Annotated in this window: 26 protein-coding genes; 9 read left to right on the top strand and 17 right to left on the bottom strand. The window is 70.6% G+C overall.

Annotated elements, in window-relative coordinates; all coding sequences use genetic code 11:
* Window positions 1–18: 18 nt before the first annotated feature.
* The 5 genes from F7Q99_RS17225 to F7Q99_RS17245 all read right to left on the bottom strand — a co-directional run bounded on the left by F7Q99_RS17225 (window position 19) and on the right by F7Q99_RS17245 (window position 4,507).
* Window positions 19–513: a GNAT family N-acetyltransferase gene (locus tag F7Q99_RS17225; RefSeq protein WP_153462539.1), complete on the bottom strand. Its 495-nt coding sequence runs from the start codon at window positions 511–513 to the stop codon at window positions 19–21.
* Window positions 514–606: 93 nt separating this feature from the next.
* Window positions 607–1,389, bottom strand: a complete 783-nt coding sequence (locus F7Q99_RS17230) for a histidine phosphatase family protein (RefSeq protein WP_153462541.1) — start codon at window positions 1,387–1,389, stop codon at window positions 607–609.
* 156 nt (window positions 1,390–1,545) lie between these two features.
* Window positions 1,546–3,159 (bottom strand): monocarboxylate uptake permease MctP, encoded by a 1,614-nt coding sequence (mctP, locus tag F7Q99_RS17235; protein ID WP_153462543.1) that lies wholly within the window; start codon window positions 3,157–3,159, stop codon window positions 1,546–1,548.
* A complete protein-coding gene (locus tag F7Q99_RS17240) occupies window positions 3,156–3,455 on the bottom strand; it encodes a DUF3311 domain-containing protein (RefSeq protein WP_326846768.1) in 300 nt (99 codons plus the stop codon). The genes mctP and F7Q99_RS17240 overlap by 4 nt, the downstream gene beginning before the upstream one ends.
* Window positions 3,456–3,715: 260 nt before the next feature.
* Window positions 3,716–4,507, bottom strand: coding sequence for a GntR family transcriptional regulator (locus F7Q99_RS17245; protein WP_153462545.1), 792 nt, complete (start codon window positions 4,505–4,507; stop codon window positions 3,716–3,718).
* 338 nt (window positions 4,508–4,845) lie between these two features.
* Between F7Q99_RS17245 and F7Q99_RS17250 the strand changes: the two genes are divergently transcribed.
* The 6 genes from F7Q99_RS17250 to F7Q99_RS17275 all read left to right on the top strand — a co-directional run bounded on the left by F7Q99_RS17250 (window position 4,846) and on the right by F7Q99_RS17275 (window position 12,843).
* Window positions 4,846–6,132 carry an extracellular solute-binding protein gene (locus tag F7Q99_RS17250; RefSeq protein ID WP_326846769.1) on the top strand — a complete coding sequence of 429 codons (1,287 nt, stop codon included), beginning with the start codon at window positions 4,846–4,848 and terminating at the stop codon, window positions 6,130–6,132.
* A 111-nt stretch (window positions 6,133–6,243) separates the two neighbouring features.
* A complete protein-coding gene (locus tag F7Q99_RS17255; protein WP_153466296.1) occupies window positions 6,244–7,248 on the top strand; it encodes a carbohydrate ABC transporter permease in 1,005 nt (334 codons plus the stop codon).
* On the top strand, window positions 7,245–8,075 hold the full coding sequence (locus tag F7Q99_RS17260; RefSeq protein ID WP_326846770.1) for a carbohydrate ABC transporter permease: 831 nt from the start codon (window positions 7,245–7,247) through the stop codon (window positions 8,073–8,075). The genes F7Q99_RS17255 and F7Q99_RS17260 overlap by 4 nt, the downstream gene beginning before the upstream one ends.
* Window positions 8,076–8,080: 5 nt before the next feature.
* Entirely contained in the window at window positions 8,081–9,634 is a 1,554-nt protein-coding gene (locus tag F7Q99_RS17265; RefSeq protein ID WP_326846771.1) for a glycoside hydrolase family 3 protein, read from the top strand.
* A 191-nt stretch (window positions 9,635–9,825) separates the two neighbouring features.
* Window positions 9,826–10,884, top strand: coding sequence for an SIS domain-containing protein (locus tag F7Q99_RS17270; RefSeq protein WP_153462547.1), 1,059 nt, complete (start codon window positions 9,826–9,828; stop codon window positions 10,882–10,884).
* A gap of 438 nt (window positions 10,885–11,322) precedes the next feature.
* On the top strand, window positions 11,323–12,843 hold the full coding sequence (locus F7Q99_RS17275; protein ID WP_326846772.1) for a sensor histidine kinase: 1,521 nt from the start codon (window positions 11,323–11,325) through the stop codon (window positions 12,841–12,843).
* A gap of 446 nt (window positions 12,844–13,289) precedes the next feature.
* Here the strand turns inward: F7Q99_RS17275 and F7Q99_RS17280 are convergent, their stop codons facing one another.
* Window positions 13,290–13,541, bottom strand: a complete 252-nt coding sequence (locus tag F7Q99_RS17280) for a WhiB family transcriptional regulator (protein WP_014138019.1) — start codon at window positions 13,539–13,541, stop codon at window positions 13,290–13,292.
* A 370-nt stretch (window positions 13,542–13,911) separates the two neighbouring features.
* Window positions 13,912–14,883 (bottom strand): diacylglycerol/lipid kinase family protein, encoded by a 972-nt coding sequence (locus tag F7Q99_RS17285; RefSeq protein ID WP_153462549.1) that lies wholly within the window; start codon window positions 14,881–14,883, stop codon window positions 13,912–13,914.
* A gap of 50 nt (window positions 14,884–14,933) precedes the next feature.
* Between F7Q99_RS17285 and F7Q99_RS17290 the strand changes: the two genes are divergently transcribed.
* Entirely contained in the window at window positions 14,934–15,353 is a 420-nt protein-coding gene (locus F7Q99_RS17290; RefSeq protein WP_153462551.1) for a hypothetical protein, read from the top strand.
* Window positions 15,354–15,399: 46 nt separating this feature from the next.
* Here the strand turns inward: F7Q99_RS17290 and F7Q99_RS17295 are convergent, their stop codons facing one another.
* From F7Q99_RS17295 to sodN, 5 genes are all read right to left on the bottom strand, one after another.
* Window positions 15,400–16,395 (bottom strand): RNA polymerase sigma factor SigF, encoded by a 996-nt coding sequence (locus F7Q99_RS17295; protein ID WP_326846773.1) that lies wholly within the window; start codon window positions 16,393–16,395, stop codon window positions 15,400–15,402.
* A gap of 169 nt (window positions 16,396–16,564) precedes the next feature.
* Window positions 16,565–16,975, bottom strand: a complete 411-nt coding sequence (locus F7Q99_RS17300; protein WP_326846774.1) for an ATP-binding protein — start codon at window positions 16,973–16,975, stop codon at window positions 16,565–16,567.
* A gap of 242 nt (window positions 16,976–17,217) precedes the next feature.
* On the bottom strand, window positions 17,218–17,694 hold the full coding sequence (locus tag F7Q99_RS17305; protein ID WP_153462555.1) for a GNAT family N-acetyltransferase: 477 nt from the start codon (window positions 17,692–17,694) through the stop codon (window positions 17,218–17,220).
* A 10-nt stretch (window positions 17,695–17,704) separates the two neighbouring features.
* Window positions 17,705–18,088 (bottom strand): nuclear transport factor 2 family protein, encoded by a 384-nt coding sequence (locus F7Q99_RS17310; RefSeq protein ID WP_153466301.1) that lies wholly within the window; start codon window positions 18,086–18,088, stop codon window positions 17,705–17,707.
* 121 nt (window positions 18,089–18,209) lie between these two features.
* Window positions 18,210–18,605: a superoxide dismutase, Ni gene (sodN, locus tag F7Q99_RS17315; RefSeq protein WP_153462557.1), complete on the bottom strand. Its 396-nt coding sequence runs from the start codon at window positions 18,603–18,605 to the stop codon at window positions 18,210–18,212.
* 258 nt (window positions 18,606–18,863) lie between these two features.
* On the opposite strand from sodN, the gene sodX reads away from it, so the two are divergent.
* Window positions 18,864–19,229: a nickel-type superoxide dismutase maturation protease gene (gene sodX, locus F7Q99_RS17320; RefSeq protein WP_153466302.1), complete on the top strand. Its 366-nt coding sequence runs from the start codon at window positions 18,864–18,866 to the stop codon at window positions 19,227–19,229.
* Between the two features lie 36 nt (window positions 19,230–19,265).
* Here the strand turns inward: sodX and F7Q99_RS17325 are convergent, their stop codons facing one another.
* From F7Q99_RS17325 to F7Q99_RS17345, 5 genes are all read right to left on the bottom strand, one after another.
* Complete coding sequence (locus F7Q99_RS17325) at window positions 19,266–19,856, bottom strand: CGNR zinc finger domain-containing protein (RefSeq protein WP_326846776.1); 591 nt, start codon at window positions 19,854–19,856, stop codon at window positions 19,266–19,268.
* A 157-nt stretch (window positions 19,857–20,013) separates the two neighbouring features.
* The gene (locus F7Q99_RS17330) at window positions 20,014–20,766 is read right to left on the bottom strand and encodes an amino acid ABC transporter ATP-binding protein (protein WP_153466303.1); all 753 of its coding nucleotides are present in this window, start codon (window positions 20,764–20,766) and stop codon (window positions 20,014–20,016) included.
* Window positions 20,767–20,813: 47 nt separating this feature from the next.
* Window positions 20,814–21,788 carry an amino acid ABC transporter permease gene (locus F7Q99_RS17335; RefSeq protein WP_326846778.1) on the bottom strand — a complete coding sequence of 325 codons (975 nt, stop codon included), beginning with the start codon at window positions 21,786–21,788 and terminating at the stop codon, window positions 20,814–20,816.
* A 34-nt stretch (window positions 21,789–21,822) separates the two neighbouring features.
* Window positions 21,823–22,749 (bottom strand): ABC transporter substrate-binding protein, encoded by a 927-nt coding sequence (locus F7Q99_RS17340; RefSeq protein ID WP_153462561.1) that lies wholly within the window; start codon window positions 22,747–22,749, stop codon window positions 21,823–21,825.
* A 420-nt stretch (window positions 22,750–23,169) separates the two neighbouring features.
* Window positions 23,170–24,096 carry an ABC transporter substrate-binding protein gene (locus F7Q99_RS17345; protein WP_153462563.1) on the bottom strand — a complete coding sequence of 309 codons (927 nt, stop codon included), beginning with the start codon at window positions 24,094–24,096 and terminating at the stop codon, window positions 23,170–23,172.
* 584 nt (window positions 24,097–24,680) lie between these two features.
* Here F7Q99_RS17345 and F7Q99_RS17350 point away from each other — a divergent pair.
* Window positions 24,681–25,877, top strand: a complete 1,197-nt coding sequence (locus F7Q99_RS17350; RefSeq protein WP_326846779.1) for an NAD(P)-dependent malic enzyme — start codon at window positions 24,681–24,683, stop codon at window positions 25,875–25,877.
* The last annotated feature ends 19 nt before the right edge of the window (window positions 25,878–25,896 follow it).

A 25,896-nucleotide genomic window follows, 5' to 3' on the forward strand; every position in this document is an offset into this window, starting at 1 on the left:
ATTTCAAGTCACAGGGCTTCAGAAGGCGAGCGAGTACACCATCAGATCCATGCCCGGGTAAGGGGACCAGTCGCGCTCGGGAGTGCGGCGGAAGCCGATCCGCTCGTAGACGCGGTGGGCGGCGGTCATCTCCGGGCGGGTGGAGAACGCCATCCCGGCCAGGCCGAGTTCGCGGCTGCGGTCCATCGCGGCGCGCACCAGCGCCTCGCCGACGCCCCGGCCGCGGGCGGCCGCGGCGGTGGCGAGCATCCGGATCTCGCCCTCCCGCGGGGTGGCGATGTCGGCCCACTCGGTGCCGCCGACGGCGAGGGTCACACAGCCCAGGACCCGTCCCCCGGCCGTGTCGACCGCGACGAGGAGCTCGGCCTCCCGGGACCGGCGGGCGGCGTCGCGCAGGAGCTCGACGTAGCGGCTGTCGGGCGCGGTGTGACCGTCGCCGACGAAGGCCTCGACGGTGACGCGGCCGGCGTCCTCGAGGTCCTCCTCGTGGGCCCGGCGGATGACGATGTCCATGCGGCCAGTGTGCCGGAGCCGTGAGGGGTTCCGGATGGCCCGGGGGTTTCGGGGGCTTCCTGGACGACCGCCGCTCCACCCGCACCACTCACGTCAGTTCTCGTCCGCGAGGTGGGCGGTGTCGTTCCAGTGGGCCGGCCGCAGCCGCCCGTCCCGGGCGCGCCAGAGGCTCGTCGAGCAGTTGTGCACCGGTCCCAGCTCGATCAGCCGCTCCTCGGTGAGCCGGTCCAGCGCGTACCGCAGCATCAGCACCGTGCAGTCGTGCGCGACCAGCAGGACGGGCCGCCCGGCCTCCTCCTCGCACACGTCCCGCAGCACGCTGCGCACCCGCAGCGCGACGTCCGCCCAGGACTCGCCGCCGGGCGGGCGATAGTACAGCTCGCCCATCTTGCGCCGGCGGGCCGCCTCCTCCGGGTACTTGGTCTCGATGGCGGCCTTCGGCAGCATCTCCAGGATGCCCAGCTCCCGGTCCCGCAGCCGCTCGTCGTGGCGCACCGCGAGCGTGACCGGGACGGCGCCGAGCCCGGCGGCCTGGGCGATCGCGATCCGGGCGGTCTCGGCGGTGCGCACGTACGGCGAGCACCAGACGCTGCGCGGGCGGTCGGCGCCGGGCAGCGCGGCCCACCAGCGGCCGAGCGCCCGGGCCTGCTGCCGGCCGTGCAGCGACAGCGGGATGTCGGCGTCCCGGCAGCTGATCGGCACGCTGAGCGCGCCGGCGGCCTCGGCCAGCTGGAACTCGACGTTGGCGGTGGACTCGCCGTGCCGGGTGGCGATCAGCACGGAGGGCAGCCGGGTGGCCGCCGCCTGGCCGTTCGCGGTGAGCGGGGTCAGGGCGGACTGGTGTTGTCCGTTGAGGGTGGTGCCGAGTTCTGCCATTGCCGCGTGCTCCCCGTGGGTCGATCAGTTGCCGGCCGGTCGTCCGGTCCGGTCTGGTGGTGCCCGGCGTACGCGGCCGTTCATACATATGATCGCGCCGCCTTCTCCAGTGTTCACGGAGAAGACGGCACGACCACAGGGCGCGCGCATGGCCAATCAGTGCGCCGCTACGGGCTCCGGCGCGTTCTCCAGCTCGTCGTCGCCGGCTTCGGCGCGGTAGTCGCCGGGCTTGGTCTCGTCCGGGCCGTCGGGCGCCTTGACCGCCCGCAGCACCAGGGTGAGCACCACCGCGACCAGCAGGTTGAGCACGAAGGCGGTCAGGCCGATGTAGCCGGTCTCGCCGATGCCGGGGATCTCGGCGGCGTTGCCGCCGAAGTGCTTGGTGGCCGGGCTTGCGATGCCGTACGCCTTCCAGGTGCCGTAGGTCATGCCGGCCGCCCAGCCGGCGAACAGCGCCCAGTGGTGGAACCAGCGGGTGAACAGGCCGCCGACGATCGCCACGAAGGTCTGCAGGATCCACAGGCCGCCCAGCAGCTGGAGGTTGATCGCGGCCTGCTTGTCCATGCCGAGCACGAAGACCAGCGCGCCGACCTTCACCAGCAGCGACACCAGCTTGGCGACCCGGGTCTCGTCCGCCGCGGTGGCGGTCGGCTTCAGGTACTCCTTGTAGACGTTGCGGGTGAACAGGTTGGCCGCCGCGATCGACATGATGGCGGCCGGCACCAGCGCGCCGATCCCGATCGCCGCGAAGGCCACCCCGGTGAACCAGTCCGGGAACATGTCCGCGAACAGCCGCGGCACCGACAGCTGGGCGTTGAACGCCTTGTCGCCCTTGCTGACGTCGGCCGCGATCGCCATGAAGCCGAGCAGCGCCAGCAGGCCCAGCATCAGCGAGTACGCCGGCATGATCGCCATGTTGCGGCGCACGGTGTTGCGGGACTTGGAGGCCAGCACGCCGGTCACCGAGTGCGGGTACATGAACAGCGCCATCGCCGAGCCGAGCGCGAGCGTCGCGAACGTCCACTGCTTGTTGTCCGGGACGGTCAGCGAGCCGGCCGACTTGGGCGCGCTGAACTTGTGCGCCGCCGCGTCGAAGATGTGCCCGTACCCGCCGAGCCGGATCGGGATGTAGATCACCGCGACGATGATCACGATGTAGATCAGGGTGTCCTTGACGAAGGCGATCAGCGCCGGTGCGCGCAGCCCGGAGGAGTAGGTGTAGGCCGCCAGCACGCCGAAGGCGATGAACAGCGGCAGGTCCTTGACGAACCAGTTGGCGTTCGCGCCGCCGCCGACGCCCAGCACGTCCAGCACCGCCTGGATGCCGACCAGTTGGAGCGCGATGTACGGCATGGTGGCGAGGATCCCGGTCAGCGCGACGACCAGCGAGAGCGGTCGGGAACCGTACCGGCCGCGGACGAAGTCGGCCGGGGTGACGTAGCCGTGCACCCGGGAGACGGACCAGAGCCGGGGCAGGAAGAGGAACACCAGCGGGTACGCGATGATCGTGTAGGGCACGGCGAAGAAGCCCGCAGCGCCGGTCGCGTACACCGCCGCCGGAACGGCGACGAAGGTGTAGGCGGTGTAGAGGTCGCCGCCGAGCAGGAACCAGGTGATCCAGGTGCCGAAGCTGCGCCCGCCCAGTCCCCACTCGTCCAGGTGGAGGGCGTTGTCCGCCCGGCGCCAGCGCGAGGCGAGGAAGCCCATCGCGGTGACGAGGACGAAGAACAGCACGAACACGGCGAGGGCCGGAACGTTGACGTTGCTCATCGCGCGCCACCGGCCTTCCGGGCGGCTGCGCGCGCCTTCTCGTCACGGTTGATCAACAGGTAGGCGGCGACGGTGAAGACGGCCGACACCGGCACCCAGAGCAGCTGGTACCAGTAGAAGAACGGCATCCCGCCCGCCGCCGGGTCGGCCTTGTCGTACGAGGGCACCCACAGCATCGCGACGATCGGCACGAGCAGGGCGAGCGCGGCCAGCACCCGCTCGGGCGTCACGACCGGGACGGGCGCTCCCGGTGGCTCGGGCATGACAGGTTCGGTGAGGTCGGGCTCATACGACATTGCGGCTCCGCTCCGGAGGGTCCACGTCGGCGCCGCAGCCCCCGGGAAGCCGCACACCTCCCGCGAGCCCGCCGAGCAGCACCATCGGTGATCGGCAGTCAGTACGGCTGCGCAATCTAGACCATGGCGTGATCCATGTCACCGGAAATGACGGAACTTCCCGTCATCCGGACGCCGCACGCGCCCGCGCGTGCGCCCCGCACGACGCGAACGGGCACCGCGCGTGCGCGGGTGCCCGGAAGCAGTGTGCGGAGTGCGGCCTACTCGGGCCGCTTGAGACGGGTGATGAACTTGTAGCGGTCGCCGCGGTAGATGGAGCGCACCCACTCGACCGGGTTCCCGTCGGCGTCGAACGAGTGCCGGGAGAGCTGGAGCATCGGGAGGCCGAGGTCGGAGCCGAGCAGGCCGGCCTCGCGGGGGTTGGCGAGCGTGGTCTCGATGGTCTCCTCGGCTTCGGCCACGGTGACGCCGTACACCTCGCGCAGGGCCGCGTAGAGCGAGTTGTGCTTGGCGAGGTTGCGGCGCAGGGCGGGGAAGCGCTTGGCGGAGAGGTGGGCGACCTCGATGGCCATCGGGTCGCCGTTGGCCAGGCGCAGCCGCTCGATCCGCAGGACGCGGCCGCCGGGCTTGATGTCGAGCAGCGGGGCGAGCCGGTCGTCGGCGGTGATGTAACCGATCTCGATCAGCCGCGAGGTGGGTTCGAGGCCCTGGGCCCGCATGTCCTCGGTGTAGGAGGTGAGCTGGAGGGCCTGGGCGACCTTGGGCTTGGCGACGAAGGTGCCCTTGCCCTGGATGCGCTCCAGCCGGCCCTCGACGACCAGTTCCTGGAGCGCCTGGCGGACGGTGGTGCGCGAGGTGTCGAACTGGGCGGCGAGGGCGCGCTCCGGCGGGACCGGGGTGCCGGCGGGCTGGGTCTCGGTGAGCTGGAGCAGGTGGCGCTTGAGGCCGTAGTACTTGGGGACGCGCGCGGTCGGGTCGGTGCCGGCCTGCGTCGGGAGGTTGTTCACCTCGGGGTCGTTGACCTGGGCGGTGGTTCCCCCGTCGGTGCTCATCGGACGTGTTCTCCCGCTTCTCGCGGGGCCTTCGCGGGCCCCGCCACATCGTTAACGGCTCACATCGTTGCATGTATGGCTGGGGAACGAACACCTCATCACGCGATGAACGATGTGCGGTGTCGGCTTGGTAACGGGTGGTTCCGATCGGTCGGACAGCCGTTGACAGGCCTATTGGTCTAGGCCAAGCTCCAGGCATCTGGTCTACACCACTAGGCCGGTCACTACGAATCCCCCCACCCGTTCGAAGGGGGTCCGCGGCACCGATCCCCCCGCTCCACGTGGGCCTGCCGCCGCCACCCGACGGGGGCAACCCAGGCATCCCTCAGGAGGATGGCGTGAAGCGTCAGCTCATCGCGGCGGTCGGCGTCGCGGCAATGGTCGTCGGTCTGGCGGCCTGCGGCTCGGACGGCAAGGGCGACGACGCCAAGGGCGGCTCGTCCTCGGCGGCCGGGAAGTTCGACGGCAAGACCCTCACCGTGTGGCTGATGGACGGCTCCGCGCCCAAGGGCTGGGAGGACGGCGTCAAGGCGGACTTCGCCGCCGCCTACCCCGGTGCCAAGCTCGACATCCAGACCCAGAAGTGGAACGGCATCGGCCAGAAGGTCACCACCGCCCTCTCCGAGGGTTCGGTCGACGTCCTGGAGATCGGCAACACCCAGACGGCCGGCTACGCGGCCACCGGCGGTCTGCTCGACATCACCAAGGACAGGGCCGACCTGGGCGGCGCGGACTGGGCCGCCAACCTGAACGAGTCCTCCGTCCTCGACGGCAAGCAGTACGCCGCCCCGTGGTACTTCACCAACCGCGTGGTGACCTACAACAAGGACATCTGGACCAAGGCCGGCATCACCGCCCCGCCGAAGACCCTGGACGAGTTCTACGCCGACCTGGACAAGGTCAAGGCCGTCCCGGGCGTCACCGACCCGCTCTACCTGCCCGGCCAGGAGTGGTACACCTACTTCGGCCTGCTGACCGGTGAGGGCGGCAAGCTCGCGAAGAAGGACGGCGACAAGTGGGCCGGCGGCCTGTCGTCCCCCGAGGCCCAGAAGGCCTTCGAGACCTACAAGAAGCTGCAGGGCTACTCGACCACCGGTCCGAAGGACAAGGACGAGGCCACCCCGCAGCAGAAGGACGTCTTCGCCAAGGGCAACATCGGCACCATCATCGGCCTCGGCTGGGAGGTGCCGAAGCCCGAGGAGCTGGCCGCCGACAAGATCGGCTACTTCCCGCTCCCCGGCAAGACGGCCGACAAGCCGTCCAGCGTCTTCCTCGGCGGCTCGAACCTGGCGATCGCCCAGCAGACCAAGAACCCCGAACTCGCCAAGGGCTTCCTGAAGATCGCCCTCAACGAGAAGAACGAGGGCGTGGTCGCCTCCTCCGGCTCCATCCCGAACAAGCCCGCGCTGAACGGCAAGGTCACCGGCGACTTCGCCAAGGCCGCCCTGCCGGCCTCCGCCAACGGCGCGATCACGCCGAACGTTCCGACCTGGAGCAACGTCGAGAACGAGCCGAACCCGATCAAGGACTTCCTGACCGCGGCGCTGACCGGCGACTACGCCGCCGCGGCCAAGAAGGCGGACGACGAGATCGCGAAGCGTCTCAACCAGAAGCAGACGCAGTAAGGCAGTTGAGCGGCGTCGCTCACCAGCTCCCGGCGGGGAGCCGGTGGGCGACGCCTTCCGTCGTGGTCGGGCTGTAAGGAAGAGAGAACCATGGCTGTGCATTCGGAACGGATGCGGACACAGTCCCCGGAGCCAGGGGAGTCCGCGGTGGCACCGGCGGACGACGTCGCCACCCCCCGTGCCCAGCGCACCCCGGAGAAGAGCGGCAGACCAGCGGGCGGGCCGAGCCTGGCGTCCCGTTTCACGCCGTACCTGCTGCTGCTACCGGCCGTCGCGGCGACCGTCGCCCTGCTGGGCTGGCCGCTGCTAAAGACCGTTCTGCTCTCGTTCCAGAACCTCAACAAGCGGCAGCTGATCCAGCACCTGACCGAGTGGAACGGCCTCGACAACTACACCGAGCAGCTCACCGACTCCGAGTTCTGGACGATCACCCTCCGCACGGTGGTCTTCACCGCGGTCAACGTCGCCCTGATCATGGTGCTCGGCTCGCTGATCGGCCTGCTGCTCGACCGGCTCGGCCGCTGGATGCGACTGGCGCTGTCCGTCTCGCTCCTCCTGGCCTGGGCGATGCCGGTGGTCGCCGCGACCACGGTCTACACCTGGCTGTTCGACCAGCACTACGGTGTCGTCAACTGGTTCCTGGACAAGCTCGGTTGGCACTCGATGGCCGACTTCTCGTGGACCAGCGGCGAGTACTCGACCTTCTTCGTGATCATCCTGCTGATCGTCTGGCAGTCGATCCCGTTCGTGGCCTTCAACGTGTACGCGGGCCTGACCACGATCCCCAGGGAGCTCTACGAGGCGGCCCGGATGGACGGCGCCGGCTCCTTCAGGATCTTCGGCTCGGTGATCTTCCCGATCATGAAGCCGTTCTTCCTGGCCACGACCTTCCTCGAAGTCATCTGGGTGTTCAAGGCGTTCACCCAGGTCTACCTGATCAACAAGGGCGGGCCGGACGGACTCACCCGGACCCTGCCGGTCCACGCCTTCCTGGAGGGCTTCGGCGCCCAGCGCTTCGGCGTCGGATCGGCGATCGCGGTCCTCACCATCCTGATGCTGGGCGCGCTGATGGCGTACTACTTCCGCATCATCCTGAAGCAGGAGGACGAGCTGTGAGGCGCTCGCTCATCGGACGTACCTGGCCGAACGCGATCGCGGCGGTCCTGTTCGTCTTCTTCCTCTTCCCCGTCTACTGGATGGTCGCGACGTCCTTCAAGCGGGACAAGGACATCGTCAGCCGCGACCCGGTGTTCCTCCCGCTGGACGGGACGTGGGCCCACTTCGACCGGGCCGTCCACGTCCCGCACTTCTGGACGTACGTCACCAACAGCCTGGTCGTCACCGCCGGTGCGGTGCTCGGCTCGCTGGTGATCGCCACCCTGGCCGCGTTCGCCGTCGCGCGGATGAGGTTCCGCGGCCGCAGGGGCTTCGTCCTGGTCGTCATGGCGGCCCAGATGGCGCCGTGGGAGGTCATGATCATCGCGGCCTACCTGATCGTCCGCGACAACGACCTGCTCAACAGCCTGGTGCCGCTGACCGCCTTCTACCTGATGATGGTGCTGCCCTTCACCATCTGGACGCTGCGCGGCTTCATCGCCGCCGTGCCGAAGGAGCTGGAGGAGTCGGCCATGGTGGACGGCTGCACCCGGACCCAGGCCTTCGCGAAGGTGATCTTCCCGCTGCTCGCGCCCGGGCTGATGTCGACCTCGCTGTTCGGCTTCATCACCGCCTGGAACGAGTTCCCGCTGGTCAACATCCTCAGCAAGAAGGAGTCGGCGCAGACCCTGCCGCTCTGGCTCTCCTCGTTCCAGACCAACGCCGGCACCGACTGGGGCGCCACCATGGCCGCGTCCACCCTGTTCGCGCTGCCGATCCTGATCCTGTTCGTCTTCCTGCAGCGCAAGGCGGTCGGCGGCCTGACCGACGGCGCCGTGAAGGGCTGAGAAACGTGAGCATCCTCGTCCCCGCCGCCCCGGACAGCGACCGGCTGCACCGCGACGCCCTGACCGTCCTGCAACCCGGCTTCGTCGGCACCGAGCCGCCGCCGTGGCTGCGCCGCCACCTCGCCGCCGGGCTCGGCTCGGTCGCACTGTTCGACCGCAACGTGGTCGACCTCGACCAGCTCTGCGCGCTCACCGGGACGCTGCGCGCCGAGAACCCCGACCTCCTGATCGCCATCGACGAGGAGAGCGGCGACGTCACCCGGCTGGAGGCGGGCTCCGGCTCGTCCTGGCCCGGCAACCTCGCGCTCGGTGCGATCGACGACCCGGCGCTGACCCGGGACGTCGCCCGCGAGCTGGGCCGGGCACTGGCCGCGGCCGGCGTGAACTACAACTGGGCGCCCACCGCGGACGTCAACTCCAACCCGCGCAACCCGGTGATCGGCGTACGCTCCTTCGGCGCCGACCCCGAGCTGTGCGCCCGGCACACCGCCGCCTGGGTGGAGGGCCTCCAGTCGGCCGGCGTGGCCGCCTGCTCCAAGCACTTCCCCGGCCACGGCGACACCGCGGTCGACTCGCATCGCGGCCTGCCGGTCATCGACGTCGACCTGGACGTGCTGCGCGCCCGCGACCTGGTCCCGTTCCAGGCGGCGATCGCGGCCGGCACCAAGGCCGTGATGACGGCCCACATCATGATCCCGGCGCTCGACCCGAAGCTGCCCGCCACGCTCAGCCCGGCCGTGCTGCGCGACCTGCTGCGCGCCGCCCCGGCCGACGGCGGCCTCGGCTACCAGGGCCTGATCGTCAGCGACGCGATCGAGATGGGCGCGATCGCCGACACCTTCGGCATGGGCGAGGGGACGGTGCTGGCCCTGGCCGCCGGTGCGGACGCGATCTGCGTCGGCGGCGGCCTGGCCGACGAGGAGACCGTGCTGATGCTGCGCGACGCCATCGTGGTGGGCGTGCGGGCCGGCAGGCTCGCCGAGGAGCGGCTGGCCGACGCCGCGGACCGGGTACGGGCGCTCGGCAGCTGGGGCCGGATCCCGGCCCGGGGCGAGCGCCCGGAGCCCGACCTGGCGGTCGGCCTGCGGGCGGCCCGCCGGGCGCTGAAGGTGGTCCGGGCGCCGGGCCGCGAGGTCCTGCCGGTGAGCGAACGCCCGTTCGTGGCCTCGTTCTCGGACGAGCCGAACATCGCCGTCGGCGACGTCACCCCGTGGGGTGTGGCGGGCATGCTGGCGGACCGCTTCCCCGGCACCCGCACCCGCGAGGTCGGCCCGGCCGAGGCGGGCCCGGAGCGGCTGGACGCGCTGGTCGCCGAGCTGGTGGCCGGCGCCGAGGGCCGCCGCCTGGTGCTGGTCGTCCGGGACGCGCACCGGCACGCGTGGATGTCCGCCGTGCTGGGCCGCCTCGTCGCGGCCCGGCCGGACGCCGCCGTGGTGGAGATGGGGCTGCCCCAGTCCGAGCCGGCCGGCGCGCTCCACATCGCCACCCACGGCGCCGCCCGGGTCTGCGGGCTGGCGGCCGTGGAGGTGCTCACTGGGCAGCCGGGAGCGATCGGCTGAACCGACGAGAGGACGACAACGCGTCCTGACCCGCCTGCGCGGCCCCTGCCCGGTGCGCGCAGGCGGCCCGCGGCCCCCGTAGGATTGCCGCAGGGCACCCCCGCAGCGAGTGTGCGGACTCGCCGCCGTAGAGGTCCCCGTCGGGCAGTTCTGCCCGGACGGGGTCGAACCACTCATCGGAGGCAACCCAGATGTCCGACACGCAGACTGTTTCCGTCCCCGGCCGGATCATGGCGGCGGAGATGGCCGAGCAGCCGGCCGTCCTCCAGCGCATCCTCGACGAGGGCGCCCCGAAGATCCGCGAGATCGCGGCCGAGATCGCCGCCCGCAACCCCCGGTTCGTGCTGCTCACCGCGCGCGGCACGTCCGACAACGCGGCGCTGTACGCCAAGTACCTGGTCGAGATCCTGCTCGGCAAGCCGGCCGGGCTGACCTCGATGTCCACCACCACCGCGTACGGTGCCAAGCCGGACCTCACCGACGTCCTGGTGATCACGGTCAGCCAGTCCGGCGGCTCGCCGGACCTGGTGGCCTCCACCAAGGCCGCCCGCGAGGCCGGTGCGATCACCCTCGCCGTCACCAACAACGCCGCCTCGCCGCTGGCCGAGGTCTCCGAGTTCCACATCGACGTGCTGGCCGGCCCGGAGAAGGCGCTGCCCGCCACCAAGACCTACACCGCCGAGCTGCTCGCGCTCTACCTGCTGGTCGAGGGCCTGCGTGGCGGCGACGGCTCGGCCGCCCGGCAGTTGCCGGAACTGGCCGCCGGCATCCTGGCCCGCCAGGCCGAGGTGAGGGCCCTGGCCGAGCGGTACCGCTTCGCCCAGCGCCTGGTCATCACCTCGCGCGGCTACGGCTACCCGACCGCCCGCGAGGCGGCGCTGAAGCTGATGGAGACCACCTACATCCCGGCCTCCCCGTTCTCCGGCGCCGACCTGCTGCACGGCCCGCTGGCCATGGTGGACAACGTCTCGCCGGTCATCGCGGTCGTCCCGGACGGCAAGGGCGGCGAGGCCCTGCAGCCGGTGCTGGACCGCCTGCGCGGCCGTGGCGCGGACCTGGTGGTCGTCGGCCAGCAGGCGCAGGTGGACTCCGCCTCCGCGGGCTTCGCGCTGCCGGCCGGCGTGCCCGAGGAGGTCCAGCCGATCCTGGAGATCCTGCCGCTGCAGCTGCTGGCCTACGAGGTCACCATCGCCCGCGGCCAGGACCCGGACGCCCCGCGCGCCCTGGCGAAGGTCACCGAGACCCACTGACGCGCCGGCGCGCGAAAGCCGGGCCCCCGTCCACAGGCTGTGGACGGGGGCCCGGCTTCTTGAGCGGCGGACATGGCTCGAACAGGCGCCCGGAAAGCACTACGGGCCACGGCGCCGGCACGGGACCCTCACCCGTGCGGCACCGCAGCCCGGAGCTGTCGTCGGACGCCGGGGACGACCGAGGGCTGTGCGGGGCCCTCGCTCGCCGGCGTCCGACCGAGGAGCGGCCTCGCGCGGTCAGGGCGTTGCGCGGTGGGCCTCTCCTTGGTGCTCTTCCATTGTGGACTAGACCAATCTTGGTTGTCCAGGCCACTTGGCAAATTGGTCTGGACAACTTGGGTGGGCGGCGATGCCGCAGGCCGGGTGCCCGATCCGGGCCGCCGCCGGTCCGAGCGGTCCGCCGCGCCCCTGACGGACCGGCGGCGCTACCCTCGCCATGTGCCCTCGCTGAACGAACTCGTCCGCCGCCACACCACCCTCACCGGCGCCGATGTGGAATGGCTCCACAACCTGGTCTCGGAGTGGCAGCTGCTCTCCGACCTCTCCTTCGCCGACCTGGTGCTGTGGATCCCCACCTGGGACGGCATCCGCTACGTCTCGGTGGCCCAGATGCGGCCCAACACCGGCCCGACGTCCTACCAGGACGACATGGTCGGCCACCTCGTCCCGCGCGGCCGCCGGCCGCTGCTGGACGCCGCCTTCGACGAGGGGCGGATCGTGCGCGAGGGCGACCCGGAGTGGCGCGAGGAGGTGCCCGTCCGGGTCGAGTCCATCCCGGTGCGGCGCGAGGGCAAGGTGCTCGGCGTGATCGCCCGCAACACCAACCTGCTCACCGTCCGCACCCCCAGCCGGCTGGAGCTCACCTACCTGCAGAGCGCCTCCGACCTGGCCCAGATGATCGCCGCCGGCAGCTTCCCGTTTCCGGGCGTCGAGCAGGTCGACATGGACGCCGCCCCCCGGGTCGGCGACGGCCTGATCCGCGTCGACTCGGACGGCATCGTCACCTACGCCAGCCCCAACGCCCTCTCCGCCTACCACCGCCTGGGCCTCACCACCGACATGGTCGGCAGCCACCTCGGCCGCACCACCGCCGACCTCGCCCCGCCCTCCCGCGCGGCCGTACACGAGGCGCTCGTGAAGCTGGCGAGCGGCTGGGCGCCGCGGCAGACCGAGGTGGAGGCGCAGGGGGGAGTGGTGACCCTGCGGGCGATCCCGCTGAAGCCCAAGGGCACGCTGACCGGTTCGCTGGTGCTCTGCCGTGACGTCACCGAACTGCGCCGCCGCGACCGCGAACTGATGACCAAGGACGCCACCATCCGGGAGATCCACCACCGGGTGAAGAACAACCTGCAGACCGTCGCGGCCCTGCTGCGGCTGCAGTCCCGCCGGATGGAGTCGGAGGCCGGCCGGGCCGCGCTGGACGAGGCGGTGCGCCGGGTCGGTTCGATCGCGATCGTGCACGAGACGCTCTCCCAGGCGCTGGACGAGCAGGTGGCCTTCGACGAGATCGCCGACCGGGTGCTGGCGATGGTGATGGAGCTGTCCCAGGACGGCCGGGTGGCGACCCGCCGCACCGGCAGTTTCGGCATCCTCTCCGCCGAGGTCGCCACCCCGCTGTCGATGGTGCTGACGGAACTGCTGCAGAACGCCCTGGAGCACGCCTTCGGCCCGACCGCCTCCGGGAACCTGGAGGTCAGCGCGCTGCGCGGGCGCGCGCCGGCCACCGGGGCGGGCTGGTCGGAAAGCTGGAACGGCGGCGCGCGGCCGGAGGAGTACCTGCTGATCACGGTGCAGGACGACGGCCGCGGCATGCCCGAGGGGTTCGACCCGCAGTCGGCGGGCAACCTCGGCCTGCAGATCGTGCGCACCCTGGCCACCGGCGAGCTGGGCGGCACCTTCGACATGGTGGCCGGGCCGAACGGCGGCACCAAGGTGATCCTGGAGATTCCGGTGCGCTGAGGCGCGCGGCGGGGGCGCGCGCTCGGCGGATACGCCGGGTGCGCACTCCGCGAGCCCGCGAGGGCCTGATCCGTTCGGGGGTGGCCCTCGGGTCGGACTCGGGTCGGACTCGGGGGGCGAACTCATGGGCGGAAACAGAAACGAGGCCCTGTCGACCGGGGGGGGGTGGGTCGACAGGGCCTCTCAACCCGTTCCGGCCGTCGGGGGGAGTCGGCCGGAACGGGGGCTCTTGGTGAGCGACACCGCTTCCGTGCGTTGCACACGGTGAGCGCCACAGCTCCACAGTATTGCTCTAAGTGAACAGTATCAAGTGGCTGGACGGACCGGTGTCGCAGGACCCCGCTGGGCAAGGTCCGTTGTGCGGAAGGCTTCACCAGGAGGAGCAGGGAAGCCTTTGATCATGGATTGATCGGTACTGCGGTGACTGCTGGCGCTACGGCGCGTGATCAGGCGGTGCGGGCGCGGTTGCGGGCGGCACGGCGCTTCATCGCACGACGCTCGTCCTCGCTCATACCGCCCCAGACGCCGGCGTCCTGGCCGGTCTCGAGCGCCCACTGCAGGCACTGCTCCATGACCGGACAACGGCGGCACACGGCCTTGGCTTCCTCGATCTGCAGCAGGGCAGGACCGGTGTTCCCGATCGGGAAGAACAGCTCCGGGTCCTCTTCGCGGCAGACAGCGCGGTGGCGCCAGTCCATGGTCGTCCAACTCCTCCTGCCGGCGGGGGTGACCCGATCGGCATAATCGATGGCTTTGTGAATGTGAACGCTTTCACGAATCCCGCAAGAGCAAAAGAGACCAAAGGCCCATTGGGCCCGGGTGGTCTGTGCTGGGGAGGGATTCGGCGATTCGAGGGACGCCCCGCGGTCGGCGCCCGCCAGGTGCTGAGGTTGCCGTCGCTGCGATGTGTCCCGATCGCCATGTAGAGGTTCGCAAACCTCGGGCTCGGATACAACCCCCTTCAGTGAGGAATTTTTGATTCTTCGGTGTCGCCTAGCTCACAGCCAGTACTTCCATGGAGTGAAGGGGGCTTGTGCGTTCGAGAAGAAGGGGGAACCCCGCTTCCAGTCACACAATCACACGCAGTGCCCGCCGTACGCCTGTGAAACTGACGCGACTCCGGTCTCCAAGATGGTCCCCGTCGACCTGAAACGGCACGGGTTCCTGCGAAACCAAGGTGAAGTGCCTGACGTCGTGATAGGAGACGACGTGCTTGCCGGCCGGGCCGGCCGGCGGGGCGTCGTCGCTCGAAGGCGTGTACGACCGCAGGATCTGACGGACCGTTCGAGCCGTGCCGAACGCCGTCATCCGGGTGATGCCGAAGACGTCCAGGTCCGTGTCGAAGGAGGCGAGCGGCGAGGGGTACACCGGGCGGTTGCCCAGGAACGTCCACGGCGCGGTGTTGCTGACTATGGCCAGCACCAGGCCCGGAACGGCCTCGTGGCCCGGCAGCTGCAGGGCGACCGGGCCGGAACGGCGCTGCTCACGCTGGGTGATGTAGTGCCGGATCGCCTGCCCGACGTACAGGGCGTGGGTGGACCGGCGCCCGGCCCGGCGCTGCTCCTCGACCCGGCCGACCACACCGGCGTCGAAGCCGAGGCCGGCGGTGAAGGTGAACCAGCGGTCCGGCAGCCCGTCGGTCATCGCCTTGCCCAGGCCGACCGGCCGCTCGCGCCCGTGCTCCAGCGCGTTCAGCAGCGCGCCGGTGGCCTCCACCGGGTCGTTGGGCAGGCCCAGCGCGCGGGCGAACACATTGGTCGAACCGCCCGGCACCACGGCCAGTCGCGGGACCTTCTCGCCCGGGCCGTGCGACAGCAGCCCGTTCACCACCTCGTTGACGGTGCCGTCGCCGCCCAGCGCCACCACCAGGTCGACCGTGCCGTCCTCCGCGGCCTCGCGGGCCAGGTCGCGCGCGTGGCCCCGGTACTCGGTCTCGGCCACCTCCAGCTTGAGGTCGCTGCGCAGGGCGTGGATCAGCACGTCCCTGGTGCGGCCACTGGTGGTGGTCGCCTTTTGGTTCACGACCAGGAGAGCGCGCATAGGGAAAGCCTACGGGTCGGTACGCACCAGGCGGCGGCTACCCTGCTGGAGTGACCGCAGAATCCTCCGCACCCGTACCCCCGGCACGCCCGGTCCCGCTGACCGTGGGCGCCGCCATCACCGCCCTGGAGGGCGTCGCGCTGGCCGTCGTCGGAGCCTGGGACATGGTGTCCGCGTTGTCCGGCCAGGCCAAGCAGCTCGCCCTGAACGAGTTCGGCGGCGCGGTCATCGTGCTGCTCGGCGTGCTGCCGGTCCTGGCCGCCCGGGCGCTGCTGCACGAGCGCCGCTGGGGCCGCAGCCCGGCCGTGCTGACCAACTCGATCTGCCTGCCGGTCGCCTACTACATGGTCAAGAGCGGCGGCGCGATGATCGGCGTCGGCGTGCTGGTCGGCCTGCTCGGGCTGGTGGGCATCGGCGCCCTGCTGAGCCCGAAGTCGACGGCGGCCCTGTACGCCGAGCACGAGGGCTGAGCGCACCGGGCCGCCGGTACGGCCGCCGACTGAGCGGCCGTCAGTTCTACTCCTCCACCAGCAGCTTCTCCCGCAGCTGGGCCAGCGTCCGGGCCAGCAGCCGGGACACGTGCATCTGCGAGATCCCCACCTCGGCGGCGATCTGCGACTGGGTCATGTTCCGGAAGAACCGCAGCACCAGGATCTTCTGCTCCCGGGGCGGCAGTTGGGCCAGCAGCGGCTTGAGCGACTCGCGGTACTCGACGCCCTCCAGCGCCTCGTCGGTGGCGCCCAGGGTGTCCGCCACGGCCGGCGACTCGTCGTCGCTGTCCGGGACGTCCAGGGAAAGGGTGGAGTACGCGTTGGCGGACTCCAGGCCCTCCAGGACGTCCTCCTCCGAGATGCCCAGGTGCTCGGCCAGCTCGTGCACGGTGGGGGAGCGGCCGTGCCGCTGGGAGAGCTCGCTGGTCGCCGTGGTGAGCGACAGCCGCAGCTCCTGGAGCCGGCGCGGCACCCGGACCGCCCAGCCCTTGTCGCGGAAGTGCCGCTTGATCTCGCCGACGATGGTCGGCGTCGCGTAGGTCGAGAACTCGACCCCGCGCTCGTGGTCGAAGCGGTCCACCGACTTGATCAGCCCGATGGTCGCGACCTGGGTCAGGTCGTCCAGCGGCTCGCCGCGGTTGCGGAAGCGCCGGGCCAGGTGCTCGACCAGCGGGATGTGCATCCGCACCAGCTGGTTGCGCAGCTCGACGCGCTCGGGCGAGCCCTCGGGCAGCGCGGACAGCCGGACGAACAGCGCCCGGGCCGCCTCCCGGTCCGGCGCGCCGGTGCGGTGCGGGGCCTGGGCGGGCACCACGCCGCGAAGGTCCCGGTCCACCGGGTCCACCGGGTCCGGCGGGGTCGGGGAAGCGGGCGTCGGCTCAGACGTCGGCTCGGTCGGCTGGCTCATCCGGTGGGCGTCCTTCGGGTGCGCTTCGTCGTTGGCGGCGAGGCCGGGAACGCTCGCCTGGGTCGGTACGGCAGGTCCCGCCGTCGCGAGGCCGGTACGGTCCAGATCACTCACGGCCATTCCCCCGTTCCGTTCCGGGAGCACCGGGGCCGTCGGCCCCGGATTCGTCTCTGTGGTCGTACCGCGTGGTGGCGGTACCGGGCGCCGCCCGCTCCGGCCCCGTGTCGGGGGACCGGACGGACGGCCCTTGCGCGGTGCTGCTGCTCGGCGTCGCGGGCGCCGCCTAGTGGGCGGAGGATCCGCCGCGCTTCTTGTGCAGGCTGATGGACACGGTGTTGTCGTCGCCCACCGAGGAGTCCACCTCGCCGGCCAGCGCGGAGAGCACGGTCCAGGCGAAGGTGTCCCGCTCGGGCGCCTTCCCGTCGGTGGTCGGGGCGGCGACGGTGACCTTCAGCGAGTCGCCGACCAGGCGGAACTCGCAGGACAGGACGGAGCCGGGCACCGCCTGCTGGAGCAGGATGGCACAGGCCTCGTCGACCGCGATCCGCAGGTCCTCGATCTCGTCGAGGGTGAAGTCGAGCCGCGCCGCCAGGCCGGCCGTCGCTGTTCGCAGCACGGAGAGGTAGGCCCCCGCCGCGGGCAGCCGGACCTCCACGAAGTCCTGAACGCCGGGATCGCCGTCGATCTGGGACACCCTTGCCTCCTGGGTGACGCGCTGTGCTTCCGGGCCGGTGGCCGCGGCGCTGTCTGTTGCTTGGCTCAACTGCTCCGCCCAACTGTCCGTCGTGTGTACGTGTGTGTTGTTACCCCTCAAAGGGTGGCCGACGCCGCGTTCGCGCCACTGCTCCGTACCTCCACACTCCGGTGCGGGAGTTACTCATGGTAAGGCATTGCGACACAGGGTGGCAGAGGTCCGGCCGGACTTGCCAGGGGCGCTCAATTGCCGCCGGCGGCGGTGAGGGCGTCCCCGGTGAGCCGGTAGACCGTCCACTCGTCCATCGGCACCGCACCGAGCGACTTGTAGAAGTTGATCGAGGGCTCGTTCCAGTCGAGCACCGACCACTCCACCCGCGAGTAGCCGCGCTCGACGGCGATCCGCGCCAGCTCCAGCAGCAGCGCCTTGCCGTGGCCGCCACCGCGCGCCTGCGGGCGGACGTACAGGTCCTCCAGGTAGATCCCGTGGGTGCCGCGCCAGGTGGAGAAGTTGAGGAACCAGACCGCGAAGCCGACCGGCTCGCCGGTGGTGTCGTCCTCGGCGATCAGGCCGAACAGCGCCGGGGCGGCGCCGAACAGCGCGACGTGCAGCTGCTCCTCGGTGGCCACCGCCTCGTGCGGGGCCCTCTCGTACTCCGCGAGCTCGCGGATCATGGCGCGGATGACGGGAACGTCGGTGGCGACAGCTGCGCGGATCATGGCTACGAGCCTACTGGGCCGACCCGGGCTCGTCCCAGGCCTGGATCGAGGTCTGGTCGACGATCCGACCGTCCCGCAGGTCGGCCATCGACGTCACGAGCACCCGGACGCCGTCGGGGTAGCGACAGGACTCCATGAAGGCGACGTGATCGCCCTGCACCACCACCTGCTCCAGCTTGTGGGTCATCTCGCGCCCGTAGAGGTCGTTCAGCATCGCGCCGATCTCCTCCCGCCCGTGCATCACCAGGGGGTGGCTGGGCTGGGTCTTGCGGTCGACCATGCGCAGTTCGGCGTCGTCCGCGTACAGCGCGAGCAGGGACTCGGCGTCGCTGCGCTCGATGCCCTCGCGCAGTGCGCGGGTGTCGAAGGCGGCCGGCTCCGCCATGGTGGTCATCATCTCGCTCCTCCGGTCGGGTTCCGTCGGCTCGCATCTCCGAGCGTACGCCGGACGTGAACGCACGACCGCCCCCGTCCGGCGCTGCGGACGGGGGCGGTCGGGTGGCGACGCGTCAGGCTCAGGCCTGCTTGGTCTCCCAGAAGATCTTGTCGACCTCGGCGATCAGGTCCAGCAGGGCCTGGCCGGTGGCCGGGTCGGTGGACGCCTTGGTGGCCGAGGCGGCCTTGAGGGTGTCGTTGATCAGCTTGTGCAGCTGCGGGTACTTCTCGAAGTGCGGGGCCTTGAAGTAGTCGCTCCACAGCACCGAGATGTGGTGCTTGACGGCCTCGGCGCGCTGCTCCTTGATGATGATGGCGCGGGCGCGGAAGTGCGGGTCCTCGTTGGCCTGGTACTTCTCCTGGGTGGCCTTGACCGACTCGGCCTCGATGCGGGCCTGTGCCGGGTCGTACACGCCGCACGGCAGGTCGCAGTGGGCGTGGGCGGTGGCACGCGGTGCAAACAGACGAGAGAACATGGGAGTCCTTCCTTAGATCGTCTTCCCGCGAGCGAGATTACCCTTCCGTCCTCCGGGTTTCGCGATCGGGCGGTGGGCCTAGGGCGAAAGGCGGAGCCGGAACCGGGGTAATCCGGACATCGGACAGGTGACGGTCCGTAGGGCAGACTGGGCGCGGTGGGCCCCTGAGGAGGAGTCGTGGCGCGGAGGACGCAACCGGAGCGCGGCGCGCGGGCAGGCGCGCTGCCGTTCGGGCTGATCGACGTGGCGGGGCCGTCGATGGTCCCGACCCTGCGCGAGGGCGACCAGCTGCTGGTCCGGTACGGCGCGCGGATCCGGCCCGGTGCGGTGGTGCTCTTCCGGCACCCGTTCCAGCAGGACCTGCTGGTCGTCAAGCGGGCCGCCGAGCGCCGGTCCAAGGGCTGGTGGCTGCTCTCCGACAACCGGCCGGTCGACAGCGACAGCCGCAGCTACGGCGCGGTCCCGGACGAGCTCGTGCTCGGACGGGTGCTGCTGCGGCTGCGCCCGCGCCCGGCCTGGCTGGCGCCCGGCCGCCGGCTGGAGCGGCTGCTGCTCACCACAGGGCTGGCCCGGGTGCCCGGCCTGGCCCGCCGACTCGGCGTCTGGGTGGACGCGGAACTCTAGGACCGGGCCAGGACAGTTGGGACCGGGTGGGGCCGGCTAGGCCTGGGTGCCGAGCGCCGCCCCCTGGGCCTCCTGGCGCTTGCGGGCCCGGTACGCGGCGACGTTGGCGCGGGTGGCGCAGCGGTCCGAGCAGTAGCGCCGGGAGCGGTTGGTCGAGGTGTCGAGGTAGGCGTTGCGGCAGGGCGCGGCCTGGCAGATGCCGAGCCGGTCGGCGCCGAGCTCGGTGAGGTGCACGGCCAGGCCCATGCAGGCGACGGCGCTGAAGTGCGCGGTGGCGGTGGGCGAGTTGTCGGCCAGGTGCAGGTGCCAGCGCGGCCGGCCGGCGTCGTCCAGGTAGTCGTGCCCGGAGACCAGCGGGCTGACCGGGTACTCCATCAGCAGGCTGTTGAGCAGGTCGACACCCCGGACCTCGTCGCCCTCGGCTGCGGCTTCGAAGACCCCGCGCAGCCTGGTCCGCACCGCCCGCAGCCGGGGCAGGTCGGACTCGTCGGCCAGGGCGGCGGCGCGCGAGGACTCGGAGAACAGGGCGCGTACCGCGTCCACCGAGGTTAGCGTGTCGGTGCCGCGCTCGGGTTCCTCGGTGTTCACCAGCCGAACGGCGAGATCGGCATACGAGGCGAGCTCCACGGCGGTCCTTCCAATGATTCGGTAACGGGCTGATTGGTTCCAGCCTATTACCCGAATGGGGAAAACGACGGCGCCCGGCAGGACGGGCCTGCCGGGCGCCATCGGCTACGGGTTCATGAGGAGGACCTCGGAGGACCACAGGGGACCTCAGCGGACCTCAGAGGACCTTGGACAGAAAGGCCCGGGTCCGTTCGTGCTGCGGGTTGGTGAGGACGTCGCGGGGGTTGCCGGACTCGACGACCACACCGCCGTCCATGAACACCAGTGCGTCACCGACCTCACGGGCGAAGCCCATCTCATGGGTGACGACGATCATCGTCATCCCCTCCTCGGCGAGGCCGCGCATGACGTCCAGCACCTCGCCGACCAGCTCCGGGTCGAGCGCCGAGGTGGGCTCGTCGAAGAGCATCAGCTTGGGCTTCATGGCCAGCGCGCGGGCGATGGCCACGCGCTGCTGCTGCCCGCCCGAGAGCTGGGACGGGTAGCTCTTCGACTTGTCGGCGAGGCCGACGCGCTCCAGCAGGGCCATGCCGCGCTCCCGCGCGTCGGCCTTGGACTCGCCCTTGACCTGCACCGGCGCCTCGGTGATGTTCTCTATCGCCGTCATGTGCGGGAACAGGTTGAAGCGCTGGAAGACCATGCCGATGTCGCGCCGCTTGAGCGCGACCTCGCGGTCCTTGAGCTCGTAGATCTTGTCGCCCTTGCGGCGGTAGCCCACCAGCTCGCCGTCGACGGACAGCAGCCCGCCGTTGATCTTCTCCAGGTGGTTGATGCACCGCAGGAAGGTCGACTTGCCGGAGCCGGACGGGCCGATCAGGCAGAACACCTCCTGGGGCCTGACCTCCAGGTCGATGCCCTTGAGCACCTCCAGCAGGCCGAACGACTTGCGCACGCCCTCGGCCTTGACCATCGGCTCGCCGGGCGCGGTGGTGTCGTGGGGCGTCTTGGTCAGATCGGTCATACGTGACCACCTCCCTCGATCCCCGGAACCACGTCGTGGTCGGCCTTCGGCACGGGCCGGCCGGCGAACAGTCCGCGCAGCCGCTGGAGCGGGGTCGGCGGAAGCATCCTGCTCGTACCCCGAGCGTAGTACCGCTCGACGTAGTACTGCCCGATGGTCAGCACGGAGGTCAGGAAGAGGTACCAGAGGCTGACGGTGATCAGCAGCGGGATGGTCTGGAAGGTGCGCGAGTAGATGTTCTGCCCGGCGCGGAAGAGCTCCTCCAGCGCGATGACGCTGACCAGCGAGGTGGTCTTGAGCATGGAGATGGTCTCGTTGCCGGTCGGCGGGATGATCACCCGCATGGCCTGGGGCAGGACGATCCGGCGCATGGTCGCGAACCGGCTCATGCCGAGCGCGTGGGCCGCCTCGGTCTGCCCCTCGTCCACCGACTGGATGCCGCCGCGGACGATCTCCGCCATGTACGCGGCCTCGTTGAGGCCGAGGCCGAGCAGTGCGGCGGTGAAGACCGGGATCAGTGTGTTGGTCTTCTCGGACCAGAACTCGGGGCCGAACGGGATGCCGATCGACAGCGTGCCCCACAGCGCGCCCATGAAGTTCCAGAAGACCAGCTGGACCAGCACCGGGGTGCCGCGGAAGACCCAGATGTAGAACCAGGCGGTGGCGGACAGCAGCGGGTTCGGCGACAGCCGCATCACCGCGAGGATGATGCCGCCCGCCACGCCCATCAGCATGGACAGCGCCGTGAGCTCCAGGGTGACGCCCAGGCCGTGCAGGATGCTCGAGTCGAAGAGGTAGGTGTTGACGACGTCCCACTGGAAGGCGGGATTGAAGATCAGGGCGTGGAGCATCATGGCCGCGAGGACCGCGACGACGATGGCTCCGGCCCAGCGGCCGGGGTGGCGGACCGGGACGGCCTTGAAGGTCTCAGGCCGTCCCGGGTGCGCCTTCCCCTGATCGGAATCGTTCACAGTGACCTCAGGAGAGTGGGGGACTGGCGAGTGGTCAGCTGGTGGCGCCGTTGATCACGGACTTGTCGATCGCGCCGGCCTGGACGCCCCACTTCTCCAGGATCTGCTTGTAGGTGCCGTCGTCCATCAGCGACTGGATGGCGCCCTGGACCGGCTTGGTGAGCGCGGAGCCCTTGACCAGGACGACGCCGTAGGGGGCCTTGCCCTCGACCGTGCCGAGCTGCTCCAGCTGGCCGTTGGTCTGCTTGATCGCGTAGTCGATGACCGGCGAGTCGGCCAGCATGACCTGGTCGCGGCCGGAGACCAGGGCCGTGGTCACGTCGGTCTGCAGGTCGAACTTGTCGCCGTCGTTGGGCACACCGGGCTTGCCGGCCTTGGTGCAGTTCGGGGTGATGGTGTCCTTGATGGAGTCGGCCTGGGTGGTGCCGGTCTGGACGGCGATCTTCTTGCCGCACAGGTCGTTCGGGTCGATCTTGTCCGGGTTGCCCTTCTTGACCGCCGCGCTGGTGCCCGCGAGGAAGTAGGTCACCATGTCGACGGTGGCCTCGCGCTCCTTGTTGTCGGTGAAGGAGCTCATGCCCAGCTGGAACTTGTTGGCCTGGATGCCCGGGATGATCGCGGTGAACTGCGAGTTCTGGACCTCGACCTGGAGGCCGAGCTTCTGGCCGATGGCGTTGGCCAGGTCGACGTCCATGCCGATGATCTTGCCGGAGGCGTCCTGGAACTCGTTGGGCGCGTACGAGGCGTCGGACGCCACGACGATCTTGCCCGCGGACTTGATGTCGGCCGGTACCTGGGCGACCAGGGCCGGATCGGCGGTGACCGGCTTGATGCTGGCGGTGGCGCTCGCGCCCCCGCCGGTCGACGACTTACTGCTGCCGCAGCCGGTCAGGATGAGGGAGACGGACGCGGCAACCGCGCCGGCTGCCAGGAGCCGGGTGCGCTGGGTACGGGCGGTCATGAGGGATCTCCTCCTGAGGGAGAGGTCGGGCGGAGCGCGCCGCGGGGGCGACACACCGGGGCAGCAAGGCCGTACGACGCCGCATGACGCTGTACGGGGTGCGCTGTACGTCGTCATACGGGTCCGGGCCAAGTGGTGCAGGGCCTGGACGGCGGGGGGCCGTCCAGGGTCATGCGTGGTACTGCTTCCGCCACCCTCCGCCGAGGTGGACGTTGACCGAACCGCCTCGACCAGGGGTCAGCTCGATCCGAGATGGGGGAATCCTGCCATCTGGGGACGGTCAGGGGGCCTCATTCAGATCAAAATCGGATAACGAGGGGCCTCGCTGTCCGCTATCCGGACGATTCCCTTGTCCCTGTCACCCTGCGTATAAGTATGCAGATCTCTCTGCGTTGCGCCCGGAGGCCCGCCGCCCGCGGTTCAGATGCCGCCGTTGACCACCGCGTTCTGGGCGGCGCCCGCACTGACGTTCCACTTCGCGAGGATCTTGTCGTACTCGCCGCTGCGGATGAGCTGGTCGACCGCCTTCGCCATGGCGTCCCGCAGCTCGGTGTCGCTCTTGCGGAACGCGATCCCGTACGGGTTGGACGTGGACTGCGCGCCCGTCACTTCGAACCGGTTGCCGCCGTCGGCCGTCTTCGCCGCGTAGGCGGCCACCGGGAAGTCGTTCACACCGGCCGCGGCCGCGCCGGAGGCGACCTCGGCGAGCGCCTTGGCGTCGCTGTCGAACTTGCGTGCGGTCAACTGACGGCCGGTTCGGGCACAGACGGCCACCTGGCGGGTGACGATCTCGTCCTGGGTGGTGCCCTGCTGGAGCGAGACGGTCTTGCCGCACAGGTCGTCGAGGGTCTTGATGCCCTTCGGGTTGCCCTTCGGGACGACGATCGAGGTGCCGGCGATGAAGTAGTCCACGAAGTCGACGCCCGGGTCGACCTGCTTGCCGGCGTCGTCCAGGCCCTCGCGCCGCTGGCGGACGTCGCTGATCGCGGACATCGCCATGTCGAACTGCTTGGCCTGCAGACCGGGCACCAGCTTGTCGAACGGGGTGTCGACGTACTCGATCCGCACGTCGAGGATCTTCCCGAGCGCCGCGGCGATCTCCGGGTCGAGGCCGGCCGGCTTGCCGTCGGGGCCGTGGAACTCCACCGGCGCGTAGTTGACGTCCATGCCGATCCGCAGCACCCCCGCCGAGCGCTGGGCCTTCGGCAGCTTGCCGCGGACCTCCTGGACCGGGTCCTTGGCGGCGGTCTGCCCGTCGTCGTTGCAGCCGGTCAGCAGCAGTGCTCCGGCGGCGGCCAGGGCGATGCCGGCGAGGGCCGGGCGACGGGGGTGGGCTCGGTGGTGCATGAGGGTTGCTCCTGTGGGAGGCGATGTGCGGTCGCCACGGTGTCGCGGGGGTGTGCGCGAAAATGCGGACAAGCGATCCTGTCATCCCTACCTGCCGGGCCCGGCAGCGGGTGTGTCAGAATTCGGTACCCGGGTGACCCCCGGACGCTCGAACCAGACCGCCGAGTCCCGACAGGCTCGGGGTGTTCAGGACCGGAAGTCCTCACGCGGCTCCGTATCCGGAACACCTGCTCCCCTCCGTGTCTGCGTTCACTCCTGCGGGTGTGCGTGCGCCATCGCCGCTGCCGCCGCCGGAGCGCGGCGCTTTCGACGCCGAGCCCCGGGACGCGACAGCCCGGCGATGAATTGCACGTGACGAGGACGAAAAGGCACAGGTGCGGTGCCTTTGTCCGACCTACGCTCGGCCCGGTAGCACAACGCGGACTAGACAAGACCCCATAAACCCTCATCCCGAGGGCGCCGCCCGACGGCAGCGCCCGACCCTCGCCCGGGTCCGCTTCGGCGTACCCGGTTTCCGGTTTCCGGACGGGTCGCTTCGTCCGTCGGCCGCGCGTCCTCGCCAGATCAATGACGAAGAGGTCATCGTGGCAGCGGAGATCATCCACAGCAGCACCCAGGACACCGACGATCCGGTCGACGCCGTTTTCGCGCTCCACCGCGGCGGCAAGATGGAGATCCGGGCGACCGTTCCGGTGCGCGACGCGGACGACCTGTCCCTCGCCTACACCCCCGGTGTCGCACGGGTCTGCACGGCCATCGCCGAGCAGCCGGAACTGGTGAACGACTACACCTGGAAGTCCAACACGGTCGCCGTGGTCACCGACGGCACCGCGGTGCTCGGCCTCGGCGACATCGGCCCGGAGGCCTCGCTGCCCGTGATGGAGGGCAAGGCCATCCTGTTCAAGCAGTTCGGCGGGGTGGACGCGGTGCCGATCGCGCTCGCCTGCACCGAGGTCGACGAGATCGTCGAGACCGTGGTCCGGCTGGCGCCCTCCTTCGGCGGCGTCAACCTGGAGGACATCTCCGCCCCCCGCTGCTTCGAGATCGAGCGCCGGCTCCAGGACGCCCTGGACATCCCGGTCTTCCACGACGACCAGCACGGCACCGCGATCGTCAGCACCGCCGCCCTGTGGAACGCGGCCAAGGTGACCGGCCGTGAGATCGACTCGCTGCGGGCCGTCATCTCCGGCGCCGGCGCGGCCGGCATCGCCATCGCCAAGATGCTGCTCGCGGCCGGCATCGGCGACGTCGCAGTCTGCGACCGCAAGGGCGTGGTGTACGAGGGCCGCGACGACCTCACCGACGTCAAGGCCGAGATCGCGGCGCTGACCAACCGCTCCGGCCTCAAGGGCACGCTGGCCGACGCGCTGGCCGGCGCCGACGTCTTCATCGGCGTCTCCGGCGGCACCGTGGCGGAGGAGGTCGTCGCGACCATGGCCGAGGGCGCGTTCATCTTCGCGATGGCCAACCCCAACCCGGAGATCCACCCCGAGGTCGCGCACCGGTACGCGGCGGTCGTCGCCACCGGGCGCAGCGACTTCCCGAACCAGATCAACAACGTGCTGGCCTTCCCCGGCATCTTCGCCGGCGCCCTGCAGGTCCGCGCGAGCCGGATCACCGAGGGCATGAAGCTGGCCGCGGCCAAGGCGCTGGCCGGGGTCGTCGCCGACGAGCTGACGCCGCAGAAGGTCATCCCCTCGCCGTTCGACGAGCGCGTCGCCCCGGCAGTCGCCAAGGCGGTCGCCGAGGCCGCCCGCGCCGAGGGCGTGGCGCGGCTCTGAACCGGGCCGACGATCCGAC

Source organism: Streptomyces kaniharaensis, assembly GCF_009569385.1.
Classification (GTDB): domain Bacteria; phylum Actinomycetota; class Actinomycetes; order Streptomycetales; family Streptomycetaceae; genus Kitasatospora; species Kitasatospora kaniharaensis.